Origin of the sequence: Sphingomonas sp., assembly GCF_023266535.1 — a bacterium.
GTDB lineage: Bacteria > Pseudomonadota > Alphaproteobacteria > Sphingomonadales > Sphingomonadaceae > Sphingomicrobium.
In genome coordinates this window covers 1-22,773 of the sequence record NZ_JAHFPY010000044.1, presented here as the reverse complement: position 1 = coordinate 22,773, position 22,773 = coordinate 1, and the positions used below count along the sequence as shown (strand labels likewise).

The 22,773-nt window shown below is 64.2% G+C and carries 19 protein-coding genes, 1 tRNA gene and 1 pseudogene; 10 read left to right on the top strand and 11 right to left on the bottom strand.

From position 1 onward, the window contains the following. Window positions 1-370, top strand: a pseudogene (locus Q0C64_RS08415) (TonB-dependent receptor); the annotation flags it as partial. A gap of 153 nt (window positions 371-523) precedes the next feature. Here Q0C64_RS08415 and Q0C64_RS08410 read toward each other — a convergent pair. Further along, window positions 524-597, bottom strand: a tRNA-Gly gene (locus Q0C64_RS08410). Window positions 598-740: 143 nt separating this feature from the next. On the opposite strand from Q0C64_RS08410, the gene Q0C64_RS08405 reads away from it, so the two are divergent. Then, complete coding sequence (locus Q0C64_RS08405) at window positions 741-2,420, top strand: MFS transporter (RefSeq protein WP_294122658.1); 1,680 nt, start codon at window positions 741-743, stop codon at window positions 2,418-2,420. Then, window positions 2,417-3,580 (top strand): HlyD family secretion protein, encoded by a 1,164-nt coding sequence (locus Q0C64_RS08400; RefSeq protein WP_294122655.1) that lies wholly within the window; start codon window positions 2,417-2,419, stop codon window positions 3,578-3,580. The genes Q0C64_RS08405 and Q0C64_RS08400 overlap by 4 nt, the downstream gene beginning before the upstream one ends. Window positions 3,581-3,591: 11 nt before the next feature. On the opposite strand, the gene Q0C64_RS08395 is transcribed toward Q0C64_RS08400, so the two are convergent. Genes Q0C64_RS08395 through Q0C64_RS08385 form a run of 3 tightly spaced genes read right to left on the bottom strand, consistent with a single transcriptional unit; the run spans window position 3,592 to window position 5,362 of the window. Then, window positions 3,592-4,083 (bottom strand): hypothetical protein, encoded by a 492-nt coding sequence (locus Q0C64_RS08395; protein ID WP_294122651.1) that lies wholly within the window; start codon window positions 4,081-4,083, stop codon window positions 3,592-3,594. A gap of 47 nt (window positions 4,084-4,130) precedes the next feature. Continuing rightward, complete coding sequence (locus Q0C64_RS08390) at window positions 4,131-4,892, bottom strand: molybdopterin-binding protein (RefSeq protein WP_294122648.1); 762 nt, start codon at window positions 4,890-4,892, stop codon at window positions 4,131-4,133. Further along, complete coding sequence (locus tag Q0C64_RS08385) at window positions 4,889-5,362, bottom strand: GFA family protein (protein WP_294122645.1); 474 nt, start codon at window positions 5,360-5,362, stop codon at window positions 4,889-4,891. The genes Q0C64_RS08390 and Q0C64_RS08385 overlap by 4 nt, the downstream gene beginning before the upstream one ends. Window positions 5,363-5,410: 48 nt before the next feature. Here Q0C64_RS08385 and map point away from each other — a divergent pair, with 48 nt between their 5' ends. After that, window positions 5,411-6,238, top strand: a complete 828-nt coding sequence (map, locus tag Q0C64_RS08380) for a type I methionyl aminopeptidase (RefSeq protein WP_294122643.1) — start codon at window positions 5,411-5,413, stop codon at window positions 6,236-6,238. Here the strand turns inward: map and Q0C64_RS08375 are convergent. Further along, window positions 6,232-7,002 (bottom strand): hypothetical protein, encoded by a 771-nt coding sequence (locus Q0C64_RS08375; protein ID WP_294122641.1) that lies wholly within the window; start codon window positions 7,000-7,002, stop codon window positions 6,232-6,234. The genes map and Q0C64_RS08375 overlap by 7 nt on opposite strands. A 66-nt stretch (window positions 7,003-7,068) precedes the next feature. Beyond that, the gene (locus Q0C64_RS08370; protein ID WP_294122639.1) at window positions 7,069-7,830 is read right to left on the bottom strand and encodes a phosphocholine cytidylyltransferase family protein; all 762 of its coding nucleotides are present in this window, start codon (window positions 7,828-7,830) and stop codon (window positions 7,069-7,071) included. 174 nt (window positions 7,831-8,004) lie between these two features. Between Q0C64_RS08370 and Q0C64_RS08365 the strand changes: the two genes are divergently transcribed. The 5 genes from Q0C64_RS08365 to Q0C64_RS08345 all read left to right on the top strand — a co-directional run bounded on the left by Q0C64_RS08365 (window position 8,005) and on the right by Q0C64_RS08345 (window position 11,958). Continuing rightward, a complete protein-coding gene (locus Q0C64_RS08365; RefSeq protein WP_294122637.1) occupies window positions 8,005-8,343 on the top strand; it encodes a P-II family nitrogen regulator in 339 nt (112 codons plus the stop codon). 120 nt (window positions 8,344-8,463) lie between these two features. After that, window positions 8,464-8,673, top strand: a complete 210-nt coding sequence (locus tag Q0C64_RS08360; RefSeq protein WP_294122636.1) for a helix-turn-helix domain-containing protein — start codon at window positions 8,464-8,466, stop codon at window positions 8,671-8,673. A gap of 118 nt (window positions 8,674-8,791) precedes the next feature. Continuing rightward, window positions 8,792-10,204, top strand: a complete 1,413-nt coding sequence (glnA, locus tag Q0C64_RS08355) for a type I glutamate--ammonia ligase (RefSeq protein WP_294122633.1) — start codon at window positions 8,792-8,794, stop codon at window positions 10,202-10,204. 45 nt (window positions 10,205-10,249) lie between these two features. Then, a complete protein-coding gene (locus tag Q0C64_RS08350) occupies window positions 10,250-11,191 on the top strand; it encodes a YeeE/YedE thiosulfate transporter family protein (protein WP_294122632.1) in 942 nt (313 codons plus the stop codon). 65 nt (window positions 11,192-11,256) lie between these two features. Then, the gene (locus tag Q0C64_RS08345) at window positions 11,257-11,958 is read left to right on the top strand and encodes a peroxiredoxin-like family protein (protein WP_294122629.1); all 702 of its coding nucleotides are present in this window, start codon (window positions 11,257-11,259) and stop codon (window positions 11,956-11,958) included. Here Q0C64_RS08345 and Q0C64_RS08340 read toward each other — a convergent pair. After that, entirely contained in the window at window positions 11,955-12,986 is a 1,032-nt protein-coding gene (locus Q0C64_RS08340; protein ID WP_294122627.1) for a LysR family transcriptional regulator, read from the bottom strand. The two genes, Q0C64_RS08345 and Q0C64_RS08340, sit on opposite strands and share 4 nt — an antisense overlap. A gap of 32 nt (window positions 12,987-13,018) precedes the next feature. On the opposite strand from Q0C64_RS08340, the gene Q0C64_RS08335 reads away from it, so the two are divergent. Next, a complete protein-coding gene (locus Q0C64_RS08335) occupies window positions 13,019-13,951 on the top strand; it encodes a PilZ domain-containing protein (protein ID WP_294122626.1) in 933 nt (310 codons plus the stop codon). Window positions 13,952-13,955: 4 nt separating this feature from the next. Here Q0C64_RS08335 and Q0C64_RS08330 read toward each other — a convergent pair whose 3' ends face one another. From Q0C64_RS08330 to Q0C64_RS08315, 4 genes are all read right to left on the bottom strand, one after another. Continuing rightward, window positions 13,956-15,251, bottom strand: coding sequence for an MFS transporter (locus tag Q0C64_RS08330; RefSeq protein WP_294122624.1), 1,296 nt, complete (start codon window positions 15,249-15,251; stop codon window positions 13,956-13,958). Further along, on the bottom strand, window positions 15,244-16,611 hold the full coding sequence (locus Q0C64_RS08325; protein WP_294122665.1) for an amino acid permease: 1,368 nt from the start codon (window positions 16,609-16,611) through the stop codon (window positions 15,244-15,246). Before Q0C64_RS08325 ends, Q0C64_RS08330 begins: the two co-directional genes overlap by 8 nt. A 57-nt stretch (window positions 16,612-16,668) precedes the next feature. Continuing rightward, window positions 16,669-20,850, bottom strand: a complete 4,182-nt coding sequence (locus tag Q0C64_RS08320) for a translocation/assembly module TamB domain-containing protein (protein WP_294122622.1) — start codon at window positions 20,848-20,850, stop codon at window positions 16,669-16,671. Continuing rightward, a partial coding sequence (locus Q0C64_RS08315; protein ID WP_294122620.1) for a BamA/TamA family outer membrane protein occupies window positions 20,850-22,773 on the bottom strand: 1,924 nt, incomplete at its 5' end. The genes Q0C64_RS08320 and Q0C64_RS08315, both read right to left, overlap by 1 nt.

The following is a 22,773-nucleotide window of genomic DNA, read 5'->3' as shown; positions in this document are numbered from 1 at the left end:
CAAGGGCAAGTTTGTCGTCGAAACGCCGAAGTGGCAGTTCGGTGGCCGCGCCGAAGTCAACATCAAGCCGGTAACGCTGGGCATCCAGGCCAAGCATGTTGGCTCGCGCTTCGCGACCGACGTCAACGACGTGAAGGTCAAGGGCTACACGACGGTTGATCTCGACGCACGCGTCGGCCTCGAGAGCTTCGTTGATATCCCCAAGGCCTATTTCCAGCTGAACGTGATCAACCTGCTCAACGAGCACTACTTCGGTAACCTGTCGACCACCATCAACGCCTACGGCAGCACAGGTAGCGGCTTCAGTGCTCCGCGCTTCACGCCGGTTTCGACCCGCGCCATCACCGGCACGGTGACCGTCGGCCTGTAGGCTCGAAAGTCGATCGGAAGATGCGGCGTCGTCCTTCGGGACGGCGCCGTTTTTCTTTGATTGTTTGAATGTCGCCGCGACGTTGGCGCGCGCTCCATCCGTATGCTTTGCGAGTGCGCTCCATGCTCGGCCGTCCCCCGGACGGCCTGTGCGTGGAGCGGGTAGCGGGAATCGAACCCGCGCGTTCAGCTTGGGAAGCTGACAGGCTACCATTACATCATACCCGCTCGAAGGCATGTGGCGGCCGCTTGCCATGCCCTCCCTCCCAAGGTCAACCGGGCTTGTTTAGTTGCAAATAGCAACTTATCTAGAGACTTGTATTCGACACCGGCTGGATTAGGCCCCAATGGTTCAGGAACAGGCGGCGGGCATGACGCAGGCCTATCAGTTCAAGCCGCATGAGCGGCCGGTCATTCCCGGCTCGCCCTACAATCCTGATCATCCGATGCGGCGCATGTGGGCTTATGGTCTTATCGGTGTGCTCGCCGGTGTCACTGGTGGCCTCGGCAATTCGCTGGTCACCGCCAATCTCGCCTTCTTTCAGGGCACCCTTGGCCTCAGTGCCGAGGAAGCCGCCTGGATTCCGGCCGCCTATGTCATGACCAACATCTGCGCTAACCTGCTGTTGGTGAAATTTCGCCAGCAATTCGGCCTGGCGCTGTTCGTCCGGCTGGTGCTGGTCGGCTATGTCCTGACCGCCCTCATCCACCTGTTCGTCCATGGTTTCTGGTCGGCCTTGCTGGTGCGCTCGGTCAGCGGCATCGCCGGCGCCGGCCTGACGACCTTGTGCATCCTGATGATGTTCCAGGCCATGCCCGGCCCCAAGCGGCTCTATGCGGTCCTGCTTGGCATCAGCGTCCCGCAGCTGGCCAATCCCCTGGCACGCGCCCTGGCCCCCAGCCTGCTCTATTGGGGCGACTGGCGGATGAGCTATTATTTCGAGCTCGGCCTGGCCCTGCTGACCCTCGCCTCGGTGATGTTCCTGCCGCTGCCGCCGAGCGAACGGTCCAAATCCTTCTGCAAGACCGATTTCATCACCGTCGGCCTGCTGTTTCCCGGCATTGTCCTGCTGTGCGCCGCGCTCGGGCTGGGCCGAACCTTGTGGTGGACCGACACACCCTGGATCGGCTGGGCGCTGATCGGCTCGATTGTCTTGATTGTCGCAGGAATTGTCGTCGAGCATCGGCGCGCCAACCCGCTGCTGCAGACCCGGTGGCTGGGACAGTGGGTGATCCTCCGCATCGCGATCATTGCCTTTTTCATTCGCATGCTGCTGGCCGAACAAACTCTCGGATCGATCGGCCTCTTGACCTCGCTCGGCATGGGAATCGACCAGTTCCAGATGCTTTACATCATTGTCACCTTGGCCGCGCTGGCGGGGCTCGCTACCGCCATCTTCGCCTTCCAGCCGCAATATCCGGCGCGGCTCATCCAGATCGCCTGCCTATTGATCGCCATCGGCGCCTTTCTCGATGCCGGGGCAACCAACCTCACGCGGCCGCAGAATGCCTATCTCAGCCAGGCGCTGGTTGGCTTCGGCGCGATTTTGTTCGTCGGTCCGGCGATGGGCATTGGCATCTCCCGCACGCTGCTCGCCGGCCCGCAGAATTTCATCAGCTGGATCGTGCTGTTCAGCTCGACCCAGAACCTTGGGGGTTTGATGGGAACGGCGATATTCGGGACGTTCCAGACGATCCGCGAGAAGTTCCATTCGCACAGCCTGGTCGAACAGATCATGCTGACCAATCCGGCAGACGCGGCGAGGCTTTCGGGAAGCGCCAACCAGGTAAATACGGTCATTGGCGACCCGGCCCTGAGAACCGCGGAGGGCGTCGTGCTGCTGGGCCGGAACGTCACGCGCGAGGCCAATGTCCTGGCCTATAATGATGTATTCCTGGTGATCGGCGTCCTCGCCTTCCTGCTGTTCCTGTGGGGCGTGACGATCGAGATACGAATGCGCCAACGGGGCGAGATTTCGCCAATCGTCCTGCTGGCGCAACGGCTGGCAGCCATGGCCACGGCCAATCAGAGTGAAGGAAAACCCGCATGACGTCGGTCACAGAAAGCGGAACCGCGGCGGTGCCACGCCCCGATGCAGTCTCACCTCCGCCGCCGGAACCGGCGCCGATGGCCGATCCGATCGAAGAGCAGCCGCCGGCGCCCGATCGCTGGAATCCGCAGACGCGCAGCCGGATAACCAGTTCGCTGATCGTCCTGCTGATCCTCGCCGCGATCGCGACGATCCTCTACGCTTGGCAGCTGCCCCCGTTCGGAGGCCGCTACGAGCAGACCGACAATGCCTATGTGCGCGGCCAGACCACGGTGATCAGCCCGCAGGTCTCGGGCTATGTGTCCGAGGTCCCGGTCCAGGATTTCCAGAACGTCCAGGCCGGGCAGGTCCTGGTCCGGATCGAGGACCGGATTTACAATGCCCGCGTCGCGCAGGCGCGCGCCAACGTCCTCACCCAGTCGACGACGCTCAACAACAGCCTCCAGGCCCAGCGCGGCAAGGAAGCCAATGAGCTGGCCGAGGACGCCGCCATCGCCAATGCCGAGGCCCAGCTGGTTAAGGTCCAGGCCGACATGCGGCGCACCGACGCGCTGATCGCAAAGGGATGGGTCACGTCCCGCGACCGCGATTCGCAACTGGCCGCCCTTCACGCCGCTGAAGCCCAGCTGCGCCAGGCGCGCGCTGCGCGGGAGATTGGCCGCCAGGATGTTCGCTCAGTGGTGGTCGGCCGTTCAGGACTAAGCGCCAATGTCGAGGCTGCCCAGGCCCAGGTCCGGCTGGCCGAAATCGACCTCGACCATACCGTCATCCGGGCGCCGGAGAGCGGGCAGCTGAGCGAGGTTGGCGTAAGGCGCGGCCAATATGTCACCGCCGGCACGCAGCTGATGTTCCTGGTGCCCAAGACCTTGTGGGTGATGGCCAATTTCAAGGAGGCCCAGACCCACAAGATGGCGGTCGGCCAACCGGCCTCCTTCACCGTCGACGCGCTCGATGGAGCCAGGCTGAAAGGGCATATCGAGAATATGGCGCCCGCCGCGGGCTCCGAATTCGCGGTGCTGAAGGCCGACAATTCGACCGGCAATTTCGTCAAGGTCGCGCAGCGGATCTCAGTGCGCATCCGCATCGATCCGGGTCAGCCGCTGGCCGACCGGCTCCGTCCCGGAATGTCGGTAGTCGCGCGGGTCGATACGCGGGACTGACCGCGCGAAGACTAGTCCATCCGCCGGTACAGATAATCGTATCGAAACTGCCACGTCTTCCCGCTGTCGCGGGAGAAGTCGCTATATTGTCTGACGGTGCCGTCGGCGTTGGGCGTGAACGTCAGGCGAACCAGGATATGCTTGGCGGCGTCACGCGGATCCGGCTGTTCCGCGGTCATGATCATCTGCTTGCCGCTTAGCCCACCGACGAAATGGCGGAAGGCACCGGCCTGGTCCATCCAGCTTTGATGCCATTTCCCGTCGCCCTTCCACCAAGTGTTCAGGCTGCCGCCGCGAAAGCCGTCGCTCGACCAGTTCTCGCGCAGAACACATCCGCCGTAGAGCTTTTCGATATGGCTTTCACCGGCATGCTGGCCGGTCATTTGATCGGTCACATTCCATTCGCCGATCCAGAAATCGAACTGGCGGCTCTCCGGGGCCGTGCACCTGGGCGGCGCCGTGGGTTGTTGGCTCTGGCCCTGTGCGCCGGCGGCTGTCACCATCAAGCAAATCATTATCGGCCAGCTGCGCATCATCTTCCCCTTGCTGATCAAATCCCGCCGGTGACGGGCTCGTAGCCGAGTTCGGCCAGCTTGCCGGCCAGCTCGTCGGCGACGGCGCTTGCCTTGCCCTGGTCCTCGGACCGGACGACGAAATTGGACCCGACGCGGCCCTGCTTGAAGAAGGGATAGCTGCCGATCGAGATACCCTCGGCCGATTGCTCGGCCTGGCGCAGCAGCTCGGCCACCTCGCTCTCCGGAGCGAAGGCTCCGACCGTCACCGACACCAGCGGCCTCCCGCCCTCCAAGGTGCCGCTCAACGCATCCAGCATGCCGGCGGTGATGTGCGGCACCCCGGCCATCAGGAACAGGTTGCCGAGCCGGATTCCCGGCGCGCCCGACATCTGGTTTTCGATCAGCTCGGCGCCCTCCGGCACCCGCGCCATCCTGAGGCGCCCCTCGTTGAGCCCGCCTTTGTCGGCATAGTAGCGCTCGAGGATCGCCCGGGCGGTCGGATGAATGATTACCGGGACGCCCAGCGCCTTGGCGATCGCATCGACCGTGATGTCGTCGTGGGTCGGGCCGATGCCGCCGGTGGTGAAGCAATAGTCATAGCGGTTGCGCAGCGCGTCGACCGCTTCGACGATGCGATCCTCGATGTCGGGCACCACCCGCACCTCGGCCAGCCTGATGCCCTGGGCGTTGAGCCAGGTCGCGACCTGGCCGATATTCTTGTCCTGGGTCCGGCCGGACAGGATTTCATCGCCGATCACCGCAAGACCCGCGGTCCAGATACGCCCCTCGCCCGTCATGCGAAGACTGCTTTCAGCCGCTCAAGGCTCGCGGCCGGCCAGAGCTGGCTGCTGTCATAATAGACCTCGACCGCCGGCACACCCTCGGGCAAGTGGACCCACGGCAACTTCGATCGGGTGTAGATGTGGATATCGGGCGGCATGTCTTCCGGCCGGTCGAGCGTGCCGACCCGGACGAACCGCACCTTATCAACCGCACCGCCATAATTGCTCCACAGCGCGACGTTGCAGCTGGGGCAGCGCCACACCTGCTGACCCTGCCCGCTCTCGGTCGGTGTCAGAACGGGCTCAAGCGCACCCTTGGTCGGCGAAACCTTGTCGCTCTCGTAGAGTGCGTTGATAACGAACGCGCTGCCGGTCTGTGTCTGGCAGTCGCGACAATGGCAGCAATGGACGAACATCGGCTGGCCTTCGAGCCGGTAGCGAACCTCGCCGCAGGCGCAGCCCCCTTCCAATTGCCCATTCGCCATCCATGCCCTCCGTTCGACAATCCGCGGATCAATCATTATCTAGTCCGCATGACGGAATATATCCAAGTCGGCCCAGAAGACCGCGCCGAACCGCGCAGCCATGTGATCAAGCTGCACGGGGCCGAGGGCTTCGAGGGCATGCGCCGCGCCGGCCGCCTTGCCGCCGAGATCCTCGACGCGTTGGTGGCACAGGTTGTTCCCGGTGTGACGACCGGCGAGATCGACGCCATCGTCCAGCGGATGACGCTGGAAGCCGGCGGCGTGCCCGCCACACTTGGCTATCGCGGCTACACCAAGAGCTGCTGCACCTCGATCAACCATGTCGTCTGCCACGGCATTCCTGGCGACAAGGTCCTGAAGGACGGCGACATCGTCAACATCGACGTCACTCCGATCCTTGACGGCTGGCATGGCGACACCAGCCGCATGTTCTTCGTCGGCGACGTGCCGATCAAGGCCCGGAAGCTGGTCGACGTGACCTATGAATGCTTGATGCTGGGGCTGGAGCAGGCCAGGCCGGGCAACCGGCTGGGGGACGTTGCCAATGCCATCCAGGTCCATGCCGAAAAGCACCGCTATGGCGTGGTTCGCGATTTCTGCGGCCATGGCCTCGGCCGGCTGTTCCACGACAGCCCGGAAGTAATCCATGCCGGCCGGCCCAACACCGGGCCGGAACTGAAACCCGGTATGTTCTTCACCGTCGAGCCGATGATCAACATCGGCCGTCCGGACGTGAAGCTGCTCGAGGATGGCTGGACCGCGGTCACCCGCGACCGATCGCTGTCGGCCCAGTTCGAACATTCGATCGGCATTACCGAGACGGGCCACGAGATCTTCACGAAGAGCCCGAAGGGCCTCGACAAGCCGCCCTATTGAGCCGCGGCACGGATTTGCTGCTTCAGTCGCTCGGCTTCCTCCGACAACTTGCGCTCGTTCCAGATTTTTTGGTTTAGATCGACGGCCACAGCATTCAGGGCTTGCCGCAGATTGGGAATGGCTCGCAATTGGGCGGCCACTCGCTGGGCAAGGAGTGAATCCAGAGTCGACCTGCAATTGTCCGCCAACTTGGGCGTCACACTGCCATATTCGTCGGTTTCAAGGACTTCCGGACAGTCCTTCAAGACTTGCGTCTGAACCTCATAGGGAAGCGCGGAACGGATGATGTCGCGATAGGCGGGGACATTGTCGAACAAGCGCTGCATCGTCGCCATGCCGACGTAATAATTGGCAATATGCTCCTTCAGCATCCTGTCGCCGATGAAGTTTGCCATGCCCGAAGCCTGCACTTCGTCATAAGTCGAGCGACGCACCGGCTGGGGGATATGATTGCTGGCCTCATAGGCGGAGATGATGAAGTCCCCCGGCCGATCAGCGGCGGGCCCGTCAAGCGCCGCCAGCGCTGCCTCCGCATGAGCCAGCAACTGGCCGTCGTAGTGCACGCGGAAAGCCAAATCGCGCTGGTTTGCTTCCAGGTCGAGATAGAGCTGGTCGCGATATTCCTTGCCCTGTGCGCGATCGAGCCGATCCTGGTTCCAGTTGCTGACCTGGATACCTAGGAACACGCCGAGAATCAGGATGACGAGATCGACCGAGACGCCAAACCAATTCTGATGGCCGATCTGCTTCCGAATTCGCCCCAAGACCATGCTGCCCCCTCGGGGTTGCTTATTATCGAGAAACCTTCTTGGAGATAGTGGCGCGCGCGCTCAGGCCGCCTTCGACTTCCGCGCCTCGTCCCACCGCGCGGTCAGCGCTTCGGCGCTCTCGACGTCCTCGGGGAAGTCGACCTCGCCCCATTCCTCGCCGTTGATGTCGAGCGTCCACACCGGCCCTTCCTGGGCGATCTGGTGGATCACGCGCAGGTACCAGATGGTGGTTCCTTCGCTGGTGCGAATGGCGCGCTCGATGGCGTCCCGGAAGGTCTGGGCGCCTGATGCGCGGAAGGCGAGCAGGCCGATCGATTCGGCGTTGACCCGGTCCATGTCGAGGCGCTTGCCGATCGCATGTAATTGGCCCGCCTCATCGACAACGACCTTCATGTCGTCCTCGTCGTATCCGTCCTTGCGATCGATGGTGACGCAAATGCCTTCCTGGCCCTGATTGCCAACGACGCGCGCCATCAGCGCTTCGCTGACCAGCGTGTCGCCGTTCCAGACCAGCGTATCGCCGACAATCTCGTGCTTGGCGACGAACAGCGAGCCGAGGTTGTCGGCCACCTTGTAGAAGGGATTGTAGATGGTGCGGACGCGCGGGCCAGCATCGCCGCGCCGCTTCAGCGCGGCCTCGATCTGGTCGTCGCGAAATCCGGTCACCACCACCGCTTCCTCGACCCCATTGGCAGCCAGCGCGTCGAGCTGCCGGTCGAGCAAGGTGCGGCCGTTGAACTCGATCAGGCACTTCGGCCGGTCGTCGGTCAAATGCCCGAGGCGCGAGCCCTGGCCGGCAGAGAGAATGATGGCTTTCTTCATGTCGAGTGCCCGACTGCGCGACAATTGCGGCAGAGGTTTGGCGGGAAGGTTACATTCGCCGCAGGGGCGCATCAGGCCATGGCGCTTTGCCCCCGCTTATGCATAAGATGCTGAAGCGCGCAGCCATGCCGGGGGCATGGCGAGCACTGGAAACGAACAGGGAATCCGGGCGTCGTGAAGAAGATCGAAGCGATCATCAAACCGTTCAAGCTCGACGATGTGAAGGATGCCCTCCACGAGGTTGGCGTGTCGGGCATTACCGTGACCGAGGTGAAGGGCTTCGGCCGCCAGAAGGGCCATACCGAGCTCTACCGCGGTGCCGAATATGTCGTCGACTTCCTGCCCAAGGTGAAGATTGAAGTGGTGGTCGAGGACGACCTCGCGGAGCGTACGGTCGAGGCGATCGAAGCCGCGGCCCGCACCGGCCGCATCGGCGACGGCAAGATTTTCGTGCTCGAAGTCGAACAGGCGATCCGGATCCGCACCGGCGACCGCGGGCCGGACGCGATCTGACGATATTCGTCACCCCGGACTTGATCCGGGGTCTGCCTTCCTTTTGAATGATACGAAGAAAAGGCGGATCCGGCTCAAGGCCGGGATGACGCAAGGAAGGATCGAGGCTACCGGTTAAGCATGGACGATCCCCGCCTCGCCTCGATGGCTCCCGATGAGCTCAAGAGCCTGATGCGCGCCCTCGGCTATCGCACCCAAAGCGACCTCGCCAATGCCATCGGCGTCAGCCGCTCGGCGGTCAGCCTGTGGCTGGAAGGCAAGGTCGGCGTCCCCCGCCCGGTCGCCATGCTCCTCAGGATGCTCGTCGCCGCGCAACGACGGGCTTTTTGACCCCAAACCGGTGAAAAGTTCACGGCGGTCGTGACTCCGTCGCGCCGCGCTGGAATCGGTGAATCATGGTCCCCGGCCCCGGCCGTGGTCGATTCTCACATTTTCAGCGAGGCCCATCATGGCGAATGCCGCGGCGAAGATTTTGAAGCAGATCGAAGAGAATGAGATCGAATATGTCGATCTGCGGTTCACCGATCCCAAGGGCAAGTGGCAGCATCTGACGATGGTCGCCTCGGTCATCGACGAGGACATGCTGACCGACGGCTTCATGTTCGACGGTTCGTCGATCGCCGGATGGAAGGCGATCAACGAGAGCGACATGATCCTCATGCCGGATCTCGACGCCACCTATGTCGACCCGTTCGCGGCCACCCCGATGCTGATCCTGGTGTGCAACGTGGTCGAGCCGTCGACCGGCGAGCTTTACGCCCGTGACCCGCGTTCCACTGCGACCCGCGCCGAAGCTTATTTGAATGCAACCGGCGTCGGCGACACGGTGTTCGTCGGGCCCGAGGCCGAATTCTTCATGTTCGACGATGTCCGCTTCGAGGACGGCTATGCCTCGAGCGGCTTCGCCATCGACGATATCGAGCTGCCGACCAACACCGGCACCAAATATGAGGGCGGCAACCTCGCCCATCGCCCGCGCGCCAAGGGCGGTTATTTCCCGGTCGCACCGGTCGACAGCGCCGTCGACATCCGCGGCGAGATGGTCTCGACCATGATCGAAATGGGCTTGCCGTGCGACAAGCACCACCATGAGGTCGCCGCCGCCCAGCATGAGCTCGGCCTGACCTATGGCAAGCTGGTCGAGACCGCCGACCGCATGCAGGTCTACAAATATGTCGTGCACATGGTCGCCCACGCCTACGGCAAGACGGCGACATTCATGCCCAAGCCGATCGCCCAGGATAATGGCAGTGGCATGCACACCCACATGTCGATCTGGAAAGGCGGCAAGCCGCTGTTCGCCGGCAACGGCTATGCCGGCCTCAGCGAAATGGCGCTCTACTTCATCGGCGGGGTGATCAAGCACGCCCGGGCGCTCAATGCGTTCACCAACCCGACCACCAACAGCTACAAGCGGCTCGTGCCGGGCTTCGAGGCGCCGGTGCTGCTGGCTTATTCGAGCCGCAACCGCTCCGCCTCCTGCCGCATTCCCTATGGCGCGGGCGAGAAGGCCAAGCGGGTCGAGTTCCGCTTCCCGGACGCCATGGCCAATCCCTACCTCGCCTATGCGGCGCTGCTGATGGCCGGCCTCGACGGCATCCAGAACCGGATTCATCCGGGCGAGGCGATGGACAAGAACCTCTACGACCTGCCGCCGGCCGAGCTGGTCAATGTGCCCACGGTGTGCGGATCGTTGCGCGAGGCGCTGGGCGCGCTCAGCAATGACATGGACTTCCTGCTGAAAGGCGACGTCTTCACCGCCGACCAGATCGACGCCTATATCGAACTCAAGTGGGAAGAAGTGATGCGGTGGGAGACCACGCCGTCGCCGGTCGAGTTCGACATGTATTATAGCGCCTAAAGCAGCGCAATTTTCCGGGGCCCGCTCCCATGCTAGAGTAGCGGGGTGGCGGGCCTCATTCTGATCCTCGCGTTTGCCGCCGGATATGCCGTCCAGCGCGGCAGCACCTGCGCGGTAGCCGGCGTCACACAGCTGGTGGCTGAACGCCGGCCCGAGCGCTTCCTCGGCTTCTTCATGGCCGGCGCCGTGGCCCTGGCGGTAATGGCCGCCTGGTCCACACTGGGCCACGACGTCTTCTCTCGATATCGCAGCGCCAGTGTGCTGGTCCCTCCAATGATTGGCGGCGCGATCTTTGGGTGCGGAGCCCTGCTCAACGGCGCCTGCGCCTTCGGAACAGTGGCCCGGCTGGGGCGCGGCGATGCGGCCCGGCTCGGCACTTTGGTGGGAATCCTGGCTGGTTTCGCGCTGGCGTCGAAGCTGGGGATCCGATCCCCGGTGACAAATCTCGCCTCCCCGCTCCTCGGCCTGCCCGCGGCTTCGGTGCTGGCCGGCAGCCTGGCCGTGGTCGGGCTGATCTGGATCGTCGCTGGCCACCATGCGCCGTCCGATGCCAATGGCAAGGACTGGAACCCACTCTCGGCATTGCTTTTGATCGGCCTCATCAATGGCGCGCTGCTGATCCTTTCGCCCGGCTGGCCCTACACCAACCTGCTGATGGACCTGGCCGGATCAACCGGCATGTCACTGGCATGGCGCAGTTTGATGACGTTGGTCTTCATCCTCGGCGCCGTCGCCGGGGCGCTCAGCGCCGGCCTATTTCGGCCGCACCCCGGGGGCGTCCATCGCTGGGTGCGCTGCCTCGCCGCCGGCATGTTAATGGGTGTGGGCGCGACGCTGGTACCGGGCGGCAACGACACCATGCTGCTGGTCGGCTTGCCGCTCGTCTTGCCAAGCTTCATCCTCGCCTACGCTGCGATGGTCGCGACGATGGCCTTGATCATTGTCGTCAAATCGACCCGGTCGGGCAGCCCAATTGTCCCGGCGTGAGTGACGCCACGCTTCTGCTGGCAGGAGCCCGGCGCTGGTGGTAAAAGGGTAAATCGGAGGCAATAGTGCTGCAGACGTCGCTTGCCACGGAACTGGAGCTTGCGTTTGAAAAGGCGCGCGCGCTCGACGCTCCTTTGGCCGAGCGCCTTCAACTCATTGCCAACACCGTGCGCGGACTCAGCACGGAATTTGCCGAGGCCGTCGACCGCTTTGTTGCTCGCCTGCAAGATGCCGGCGCTGGGACTGGCGCGCCCAAGCCGGGCGAAATCATGCCGGACTTCCTGTTGCCGGACGAGAACGGCCATCTGGTGAGTCTTGGTGAAAAGCTGGCCGAAGCGCCGCAGGTGATCGTGTTCCATCGCGGTCATTGGTGTCCCTATTGCCGCCTCAGCATTTGCGGCCTCGCCGAAATTCAGGACGAGATCGAGCCGGCCCAGATTATCGCCATATCGGCCGAGCGCACGCAGTTCACCAAGCTGCTCAAAACTGAATCGGGAGCTCGCTTCCCGCTGCTTACCGACGTGGGATTTGGCTATGCGGTTTCGCTGGGCCTGAGCATCGTCGTTGACGACAGCATGGCTTCCCTGATCGCCGCGGCAGGCTGGGACGTCCCGCGCTATCAGGGAGTGGGCGGTTGGGTGCTCCCCATACCCGGTGTCTTCGTGGTCGGCACCGATGGACGGATAATCGCATCGCACATCGACGCCGATTATCGCCGAAGGATGGAACTGGCCGATATTGTCGCGGCCGCCCGGGCAGCCGCCTAGGCGGCTCGCTCTAGCGCGGACCAGTCGGCGCATCGCATCAGCGCAAGGAACGCCGCAACTTCGGCTGGCCGACGCCGTCCCGCGACTGCGTAGATCGCAATGGTACGTTTGAGATTGAGCTTGCTGCACGGCAAATGCTGCAACGCCGCCGATTGTATCATGCTCGACGGCGCCAGGCCGACGCCGATCCTTGCCAGGACCAGCGCTTCGAGGTCCCGGGCCGAATCAACCTGGTGAGCCTTCGCCGGATCGATTCCCGCCTCGGCCAGCTGGCACTCGTCCTCTTCACCCGTGTCCACCCCGCGATGAAACAGGAACCGCTCGCCCGAAGGCAGGTCTTCGGAGTTTTCGTCGCTCGCTCGCTCACGGTCGGTACTGACCAGCAGGTCAAAAGCTTCCGTAAACATTGGAAAGGCGTCCAATCGGTCCCATTGCTCGCGGAACGGGCCGCAGATCGCCAGCTCAATCTCCCCGGATTTGAGCATTTCGAAGATTTCTTCGGCTCGCCCCCTGCGAAGCTTGAGCTGCATGTCCGGAAAGCGGCGGAACACCTCGCTAAGTGGTTCGATCAGCAGCGCAACATCCAAGGTGTGAGCGATGCCCAACGAAAGACAGCAATCCTCTCCCTTCTTGATGTTGGTCGCGAGGGTCTTGGCTGAAATTGCGCTGTCGTAGCATTGCCGGAGCAGCGGGAGCATCTTCTGACCCAGCTCGGTCAGATGGGAATGCCTTCCCTCGCGCCGGATCAGCGGCCCGCCGAGCTCATACTCAAGCATCTGGATCGCGCGGGTCAGCGCAGGCTGGCTGACATTGCATTGCTCGGCGGCACGCGTGAAATTCAGCGTCTCCGCGAGCGCAACGTAATATCGGACTTGCTGCATCTCCATTAGGCGCCCCCCGGGCCCGGGCGTCACTGGCCATTCCCGCGCGTCTCCTGATACTTCGTTTCGCAACTGACTTAAAGTATGGCAATTTTTTGGATTAATTTTCCGACGAAAGTTACCGGATCGTAACCCTTTCCACGCCAAAAAGCCGACGCATGGCGTGTGAGGTCGTTTCCATGAACAGTTTTCGTAAGGCCATCCTGACCGGGAAGGGCCTGAAGGGCGACCCTGTCGTCCCGCAGAAGAGCAAGCGCGGTGCCGTCGAAGACGATCTGTCGTCGGTCGACGTGCCGCGCGGTGAGGAGCGCTCGCAAAATCACCGCGACGACGATCGCCATCGGCTCGAGCAGGAAACGATCACTGTTCGCTTCGAGGGCCAGGAATATCAGGCCGACCTGATCAACCTGTCCGGCGGCGGAGCGATGATCCGCGCCGAATTCTCGCCGCGCCTGTGGGAGCGCGTCGACCTGATTTTCGCCGAGGATTCGGAAATCGAATGCGCGGTCCGCTGGCTGCGCGACGACCGCGTCGGGCTCGAATTCGCTCATGAGACCAAGATCGAATGCGACGCCGAAACGCGCGACAAGCTGCTGCTCGACGTCATTCGCCGCAGCTTCGGCGACGTGAAGCTTACGACCGCCAAGCGGGATGAAATGCCGATCAAGGCCGCGCCCGCCGCAAAGGTGGATGACGACGTTGCCAACAGCCGGCGGGCCGAGCGCCGGCATCCGCTCGTGTGGATGGGTCAGGTCTTCTACAACCATGACAGCGAGAAGGTGCGCCTGCGCAACATCTCGGAAAATGGCGCGCTGATCGAAGCTCCATACGTCTATCCGCTCGGCGCCGAAATCTATCTCGACCTCGACGACGCCGGACAGCATTTCGCCACCGTCAGCTGGACTTTCGGCGACAAGATCGGCCTCAAGTTCAAGGACAAGTTCGACCTTCGGGTGCTGGGCAAGTCCAGGCCGGTCGTGACGCCGTCGATGTTGATCCGTCCCGGTCCGACGCAGGCTACGGCCGACCAGGACAATCCCTGGGCCGAGGGCTGGAATCGCCAGTCAATCGACGATCTGCGCGACGACCTCGAGGGCTTCCTCAAGCGCTAATCCGCTAGTCTTCGAGTATCTGGCTGCTCGTCCTCGTTTCCCGCATCCGAACGTAAGCGATCAGCGACATTGCGGCGAGCGCCGAGATGTACATGTAGAACCAGCGCTCATGCCCGATCCCTTTTAGCCATAAGGCGACATATTCAGCCGTCCCGCCGAAAATCACATTGGCGATCGCAAAGGGCAATGCGACACCCAGCGCGCGGATGTCCGCCGGAAACAACTCTGCCTTGATGATCGCGTTGATCGAGCTGTAGCCGGTCACCATCACCAACGCCGCCATGACCAGCGCGAACGCGGTCAAGCTGTCCCGCGTATGCTCCAGCGTGACAAATATCGGATAGGTGAAGATCGTCGCGGTCACGCCGAAGAAGATCATCAGCGGCCTCCGCCCGACCTTGTCGGACAATCGGCCGGCAAGCGGCTGGATGATCAGCATGCAGGCCAGCGCAATCGTCATGATCCGCGACGCTGTCGTTCGGTCGAACCCGCTGGTGTTGACGAGGAACTTCAGCGGATAGATCGAGTAGGCATAGAAGGCCGCGGTACCGCCCGCGGTCAGCGCCATCACCAGGAACGCTTCCTTGGGATGATCGCGGAACAGATTGCCGACGGTCGAACGGCGGCGGTCGGCCCGGGCAGCGACATTCTCGAAGCTCAACGTCTCGTCGAGCCGCCGCCGGATGAAGAAGGCAACCACCGCGAGCGCCGCACCCGCCGCGAAGCCGATCCGCCAGCCCCAATCCTGCATCGCCTGGTCACCGAGCAGCAACTGCAGGACGACCAGCAGGGCAATCGCGCACAGATTACCGCCAATGATCGTCACATATTGGAAGCTCGACCAAAAGCCGCGGCGGTCGCGGTCGGCGATCTCCGACAAATAGGTTGCGCTAGACCCATATTCGCCGCCCAGGCTCAGACCCTGGATCAACCGGGCAAGGAGCAGGATGGCCGGCGACAGCACCCCGACCTGGGCATAGGTCGGGGCGGCCGCGATCATCAGCGATCCGACGCACATCAGGCTGACCGACAAGGTCAGTCCTGCCTTGCGGCCCTTGTGGTCGGCATAAACGCCCATCAGCCAGGCCCCGATTGGCCGCATGACGAAGCCGACCGCGAAGATCGCCGCGGTCTGGAGCAGCTGTGCGGTCTGGTCGCCTTCGGGGAAGAAGCTATGCGCGAAGTAGAGCGCGAAGGCCGAATAGACGTACCAGTCGAACCATTCGACCAGATTGCCCGCCGACCCGCCGACGATGTTCTTCAGCCGGCTGCCCCTTTGCGCGGCAGTTGCCTCAGGCACCCGCCCTCGCCTTTTCGGCGGCCCTGCTGCCGTAAAACATGTACAGGATCACCCCGATGATCTGCGCGGTAACGAAGAATTGCTGGGTCTTCAGCGGCAGGCTGATGAACAGGTAGAGGCAGCCGGCGATGCCGATGGTGCCAACGACCCATGCGGCCGGTGCGCGGAATTTCCGTTCGCGGTCCGGCTCACGTACCCGCATGGTCAGCATCGCCGCGCACACCGCGACGAACGCCGCCAGCGTACCGGCATTGGCCAAAGCCGCGATCTCGGCCAGCGGGATCAGGCCGGCGAAGACCGACGTGACGATGGCGGTGAAGATGGTGATCCTGACCGGTGTGCCACGGCTCGACACCCGCGCCAGGCTCTGAGGCAGCAGGCCGTCGCGCGCGACGGTGAAGAAGATTCGGCTCTGGCCGTAGAAGAAGGCCAGGATGACGGTTGGCAGCGCGATCACCGCCGAGGCGCCTAGCACCCTCGCCGCCCAAGGCTGGTTGATCTCCCTCAGGATCAGGGCCAGCGGTTCCGGGCTGTTGGCAAAGGCCGTCGTCGCCAGCGCCCCGATCGCGGCGGCGGCAACTGCCATGTAGATGATCACGCACAGCACCATCGACCCGACAATTCCGATGGCGAGGTCGCGGCTCGGGTTCTTGGCTTCCTCTGCCGCGGTAGCGATGGCGTCGAACCCATAGAAGGCGAAGAAGATGATGGCCGCGGCGGCCATCACACCGACCTCCGACCCGGCGGCCCCGGTTTTCGGGAAGCCGTAGGGCATGAATGGCTCGAAATGCGAAGGGTCGAAATAGGGCAAGGCAACGGCGATGAACATCGCCAGCGCGAGCAGCTTGATCACCACCAAAATGGCGTTGAGCGTCGCGCTCTCGCGGGTACCAGCGATCAGCAATCCCGCCACCACGACGATGATGAAAATGGCTGGCAGGTTGATGATCCCGCCCAGTTCCGGCCCTTGCACCAGGGCGCTTGGCAGCCCCATCCCGATCGATTGCAGAAACCCTGCAGCGTAGCCTGACCAGCCGACCGCGACCGCGCTCACCACCAGCGTATATTCGAGGATCAGTGCCACCCCGACCATCCAGGCAATCAGCTCGCCGAACACCGTATAGCTATAGGTGTAGGCGCTGCCCGAGGCCGGGATCATCGTTGCGACTTCGGCGTAAGCGAGCGAGGCGCAGGCGCAGATCAAGCCGGCAATCGCGAAGGAAAGGATGACCGCCGGGCCGGCTTTTCCGGCGCCAACGCCGATCAATGTCAAAATGCCGGTGCCGACGATCGCGCCGACCCCCAGTGCGACCAGATGCGGCCAGGATAGCGACTGGGCCAGGCGATGATGCTCGGGCATGTCCTCGCGGCTGACGATGATCTTGCGGACGTTCCAGTTCTTCACCTGGTTTCCCCCTCAATAGTCCTTGCTGACGCGCACGTTGGCACTGGTTCGCCCGATCGTCGAGACCGATGACAGAATCGAGAGCCAGCGCGTGACCTGATACTCCGCCCTCGTAGCCGAATAGCCCTGGCCATCGGTAATCACTTCGACGAACAGCTTGCGGGTGATGTATTTGCCGGCGGAGAGGGCCGTCTTTTGGCCGGTCGCGACATCGGCCGGCAAGATCCTCAACCGATCGAGTCCGACCGCCCGCCGCAGCGCATTGATCGGGTCGAGGTTACCGGAGCCGGACCGCAGCGCCGCCACCGCCGATGCCAGCTGTAGTGCCTCGGGCGCCGAAAGGTTGGTGATCGAAGTGCCGAACAGCAGCCGCGACAGCAGCTCATCCTGCGGCAGCTGCGGTACCGAGGCGAAGGTGATTTCCGGTTTCAATCCCGTGCCGCCGACCAGGATGCTGGCGTCCAACCCCTGCATCTGCGCCTCGGCCTTGATGTCCAACAACGGATCCGGCGGGCTTTCGCCGCGGAATCTGATCACGCCCCGGTCGAGGCGGAAATTGCGGCCGGCAAACTCATAATCACCGCGCACCAGGTCCGCCCTGCCAGTCAAGCGCGGCGCATCGACCGATCCAGCGACATGGACATCGGTGGTCCAGCGGCTGTCGATCCCCAGGCCGCGCACATTGAGCTCGCCGCCGGCAACGTCGATGTCGAGCTTCCACGGCTGCAGCTGGCGAAGCTCGATCACGTCCTCGGCGTCCTGCCCGACATTGCGAACATTGAGCTGCGGCACCGACGCCGCTGCACTGGCCCGCCCGAGGGTGAAGCGGCCGTTGTTGAGGCGGACACTGCCGCTGATCGTGCCGCCGTCGCCGCTCGACTTGATCGACAGCGGACCGGTGACCGTCCCCGCAATGTCGTCGCGATCGAGCAACCGCGCCCGATTGGCGTCGAACCTGAGGTCGAGTCCGGCCTTGCCGCCGGTGAAATCGATCGTGCCGCTTCCGGCGACCGTCCCGCCTCCGGGAGTCGATCCGGTGATGCCGGACAGGAGCAGTCTGGGCCCGGCAAAGCGGCCCTGGGCCTGGATTTTCTCGACCACCATGCCGGTGACGGCGCTTTCCAGCCGGGCGCCGTCAGCCCTGAGCGAGCCGCGAATCGCTGGGTCAACCAGGCGGCCGCTGATGTCGGCCCCAATCGCCACCGGCCCGCTGAGGTCCAGCACTTCGATGCCCGACAGGCGCCACAGCGTATCCGCCGGCCCGGCGTAGCGCATCTGGATCAGCATCGGCGCATTCATCAGCTGGGTGACGATCGGACCTTGCCCCAGCGGGTCGAACCGCGCCTGGGCCCGGCCGATGGTCTTGCCGTCGCTGACCGCGACCGCCCGCATCGCGGCGTGGCCCTGGCCCAGCACGGCATTCAATCCGACGTCGATCGGCTTCGAGGTCAGCACCAAGCCGGCCCGGCTCAGCCCACGGACCCGCAAATTGGCGCTTCCCGACGGCTGCGCGGCCCAGCGATAGTCGACCCGCCCGCTCGCTACCCCGCCCAGTCCGGCCTTGGGCCAGACGAGGTCGAGCAGTTGCAGCGGTAGCGCCTGGATGTCGGCATGGAACTCGGGATCGTCGCCGGTCCTGCCGGACAGCATGCCCAGTCCGCCGCCGAAGCGGACGCGGGTCGGTGCAATCTGCCAGCCGCCGGCGACTTTGGTGAGGACGGCCGCGCTTTCCAGCGTCAGCGGCCGGCGGTCGAGCTCGCCGCGGCCCGTCACGCTGATTTGGTCCGGCGTGACGTTTGCCAGCGCGACCATTTGGAAGGCGGTTCCGCGCGTCCCGGCCAGCGCCGCGCGGACCTGGCCGCTGCCGTTCACCAGATGCGCATTGGCGGTTAGCCGCGACAGCGAAATGCCATTGGTCAGCAAGCCGCGCGCGCTCACCACGCCGTCGAGCGTCGTCTGTCCTTCGGCGAGGATGATTGTCCCGTCCATGCGGCCGCCGCGAACGCTGAAGGACGGCTCTCCCGCAACGCTGAGATTATTGGCGGCGAGATGGGTCTCGATCCGCTGGTCGTTGCCCGCCGGTGAAAAATCGAGATAGCCGCTCAGCGGGCCGCTCGCCAATTGCAGCTTGCCGGTGAAGCCGCCTGGATCCGACCGCAGCAATCCACTGGCGGTCGAGCCGGCCACGTTGAGCGCGGCGATGGCGATCGTCGCCCGTTCGCCCTTGGGCAGCAGTATGTCACCGTTCGACGTGAATGGACCCAGCCGCGACTGGCCGTCGGCGCGATAGGTAAAGCCCGGCACCGTGGGATCGAGCGACAAATGCATGTCGCGAACGCCGAGCGCCTCATTCGGCCGTTCAAGCGTCAGGTCGACCTTGGGCCGCTCGATATGTCCGTCGAGCCGCATCGTCAGCGGCCCATATTGCGACTGCGCCCCTCGCGCCTCGATCTGGAACGTGCCGTCCTTGCGGCGAATGCCCTGTCCCGACAGCCGCAGCTTGGGCGAATAGAGCTGCAGGTTGGTGAGGTGGAGGATGCCGTCGTTGCCGCGCTCGAGGTCGGACGTGAGGCGCGGCAGCCCCCCGGTCATCGAGGCGAAGAAGCTATTGTCGAGCCGCCTGACCCAGGCCTGCGCCTTGCCGATGACCCGCGAGCCATGATTGTTCGGACCCGGCACGACCTTCAGCTGGGTTTCGACATCGACGATCCCGAGCCCGGGGATCAAATAGCGCTTCATCGCTCCCGAGATGGCCACGTCGAAGTGACCGTTCTTGAGGTCGATCAGCAGCGAGATCAGCCCGTTGAGCTTGGCGCTACGGAGCTGGAGCTTGTCGCCGCGCACGAAATGCGGGTCGATCGACAGGAATCCCTCGACGCTCGGGTTGGCAAGAATTCCGCCGGCCATGTCGCCGACGCCGGTCACCGCGCGAGCCTTGAGCAGCAACGGCACGCGCATCGGCCAGGGTGACTGCTTGCCCCGCCCTTCCGCCCGCACGTCGACGAAACCCGTCTTGTCGAACGCCACCTGCGGGCTGGTCAGGCGATAGGCCAAATCGGCGCTGCCGCGCGGTCCGTCGAGCGTCATCACCAGCCGGACATTGCGGCCCGTCATATTGGGGAACAGCGCCGGCGGCCGGAGCAGGTCCGCACCCAGCGCGACCTTGTCGTAGCGGCCTTCGGCGAAGTCGAACTTGCCGGCAATGGCGGCATGGAGCGACGGCGTCGCCAGCGTCAGCGTGCCATCGAGTATCCGGCTGGCCAGGGTCGCATCGCCGCTGACCTTGATGACCGGCGCGCTGAGCCGTTGCAGCTTGCCCTTGAGGAATGGCGACGGCGCCAATTCTCCGTTCAGGCGATAGCGGCCGCTGTCCACGCCCAGCACCAGCATTGCGGTCGGACGCCGCTCGACCAGCAATTTCGCCGAGCCGCGCCATCTGGTCCAGCTGCCGTCGCCCGCGATGGTAAGGTCGATCGGCCGCTTCAGCCCGACCAGCGCCGGGATCAGTCCGTCGCCTGGCGCAACCACGCGGACGTCGAGGTCGAACCGGTTGCGGTCGGGCTCGGCGTCGAGCAATGCGACCAGCTTGTCGCCATCAACCATGCCGAGCTTGAGGCCGATCATCGCCCGGCCGGCGCGGATGTCGGCTTCACCGCTGAGGCTTCCTGCCCGAGCGGTGCCGCTAACTCCTCGCGCAAGCTCGAGCCGATCGATCTTGAGGCTGCCGACATGAATGTCGAACTTGGGCAGGATCGGGCCCTTGCGCCCGGTTTTCCTCAGCTTCGGCAGGCGTTCCAGCCGCACCAGCGGCGATTCAATCTTGTCGATGTGGAGGTTGTTGTAGAGCCAGGCGCCCGGCGCCCAGTCGACGTCAATTTCGGGACTGGTCAGGAACACGCCCTGCGGATCGCTGACCGCAACACCCTTCAGCCGCGCTTCGCCGTAAATCGATCCCTCGATCCGCGCGACGCGGATGCGGAGGCCCGTCGCGGTTTCGACCTGGCCGATGCGGTCAACAATGAAGCGGTGACCGGGGGCAGTATCGAGCAGGATGAGGCCGCCGAACGCCAACGCCAGCAGCACCAGCAGAAGCACCGCCAGTTCGATCGCGAGGCGCCGCGCCCAATGCCGTCGGGCAGGTGCGGCGATCGGCGCGCCGCCCGCTTCGCCGGGGATGAGCGCCGCCTCGACCATCAGAAGGCCTGCCCCAGGCCGACGACCACCGCGATCGAGCTGTCGCCCGACTTGCGGTTGAGCGGTGTTCCCACATCGATCCGAATGGGGCCGAAGCTTGAATAATATCGCGCGCCAAGGCCAACGCCGATCTGCCAGTCGCTGAATTTGGGCATGGACCCGGTCGACAGGGTGCCGCCATCGACAAACGGCACGATCCCGAAATTGCCGCCGAACGCTTTCAGCCGGATGCGAGCCTCCAGGCTGAACTCGGCGAGGCTGCGCCCGCCGATCGGATCGCCATCAATATCGCGCGGCCCCAGCAGCTGATAGCCATAGCCGCGGACCGATCCGCCGCCGCCCGAATAGAAGCGGCGGGACGGGGCGATATCATCGCGCTGCGCGCCCAAAATCGTTCCCAGCCGAATCCGGCCTGCGGCAACGATGCGATCCGAGATCGGATGGTAGGCGCTCGCATCGAATTGGGTCCGGGCATAGAAAAATGTGCCGCCCTGGAAGCTGACTTCCGGACTCAATCGGCCAAGCAGCCGGAAACCCCTGGTCGGGTCGAGCAGATTGTCGGTCGCGTCATAGCCAAGGGTGCCGGGGATCGCGGCGATGAAAAAGGTCCGCCGCCTCGGCTCACCGGTCGCCTCGATCGTGTCGCGTTCATCCGACAGGACCAGTTCGCTGCCAAGGCTCCAGGTCCATTTCTTCTGCCAGATGAAGTTGCTCTGCCGCTCGAACCCGGCCGACAGCGACAGCGTCTTCGCGTCAAACGCCTTGCGATCGATGTGCTGCGCCAGGATTTGCGCATTGAGTATCTGGTCGCGGCGCAACCAGTTGCTGCGGCGGAGCGAGACTGCGCCGAGCTGTTCCTGCGTGCCGGCGACGCCCCGCACCGTCAGCGCGCCTTCGGGATTGAAGAAGTTGCGGTGCTGCCAGCTGGCTTCGGCCCGGAAGCCTTCGCCGGTGCCATAGCCGAGTTCGCCGGCGATGGTCCGCATCGGCGCTGGCTCCAGCTTGATCGCGAGGTCGATCGTCCGCCCTTCGTCGCGCGGAATTTGGGTCACCTCGACCGACGAGATGAGGCTTGTGGCGATCAACGCGCGCCGGAGGTCGGCGATCTCGTCGGCTTCGAACCGGTCGCCGGGTTTGAACCGGGCCATGATCTGGACATGTTTGGCCGAAAATGCCGGCTCGCCCGTCACGCTGATTTGCCCGAACTTGGCCACCGGTCCCGGCGTTACCGGCAGCACCAGCCGCGCGGTTTGCGCTTCATGGTCGACCAATATGTCCTGCCCGCCGACCTTGGCGGTGGCGAAGCCGCGTTCGCCCAGCTCGACCTGGAGCGCGACGCCCGCGTCGATCACCTTTTGGGCGATGACTGGATCGCCCGCCTTGACCGCAAATGCGTCCCGCAGCCGCGCCGCCTCGCCGCCGGCCGCCTGGTCGAGGCCGGGGAGCTCGACGCTGCCGAAGTGATATTGCGGTCCAGGCACTGCGGTGAGGCTTACCAGCAGCTCCTTGCCGGCTGTGGTAATGGCCGGTTCGACCGTCGCGTCATAATGGCCCTGGCTGCGCAGCAACTCGGCCAGCAGTTCGGCGTCAGCCCGCGCGCGCCGGTCGATTTGCGCGGCATTGGCCGTGCGCTTGCGGTCGGCCTTGAGCGTCGACCGCTCGTCGAAACCGGTCTGGATTTGCGCCTTCGTGTCGAGGCCGTCGAGGCCGGTGATTGACCAATGATAATTGCGCGCTGCCGCTGCATCCTCGACCTGGCTGGCGGCCTGTTCGGTCGCCTCGGCCGCCGTCCCCGGGGTTACGCCTTCGACTTCGGGCAGTGGTGCCGGCTCCGGCTGGCTGAGGTCGGGCCATTCGACGCCCAGCTCCGGCATCGGATCGAGCGGAGCCGGCGGGTCGAGCTCGGCCGGATCGGTCGGCGGG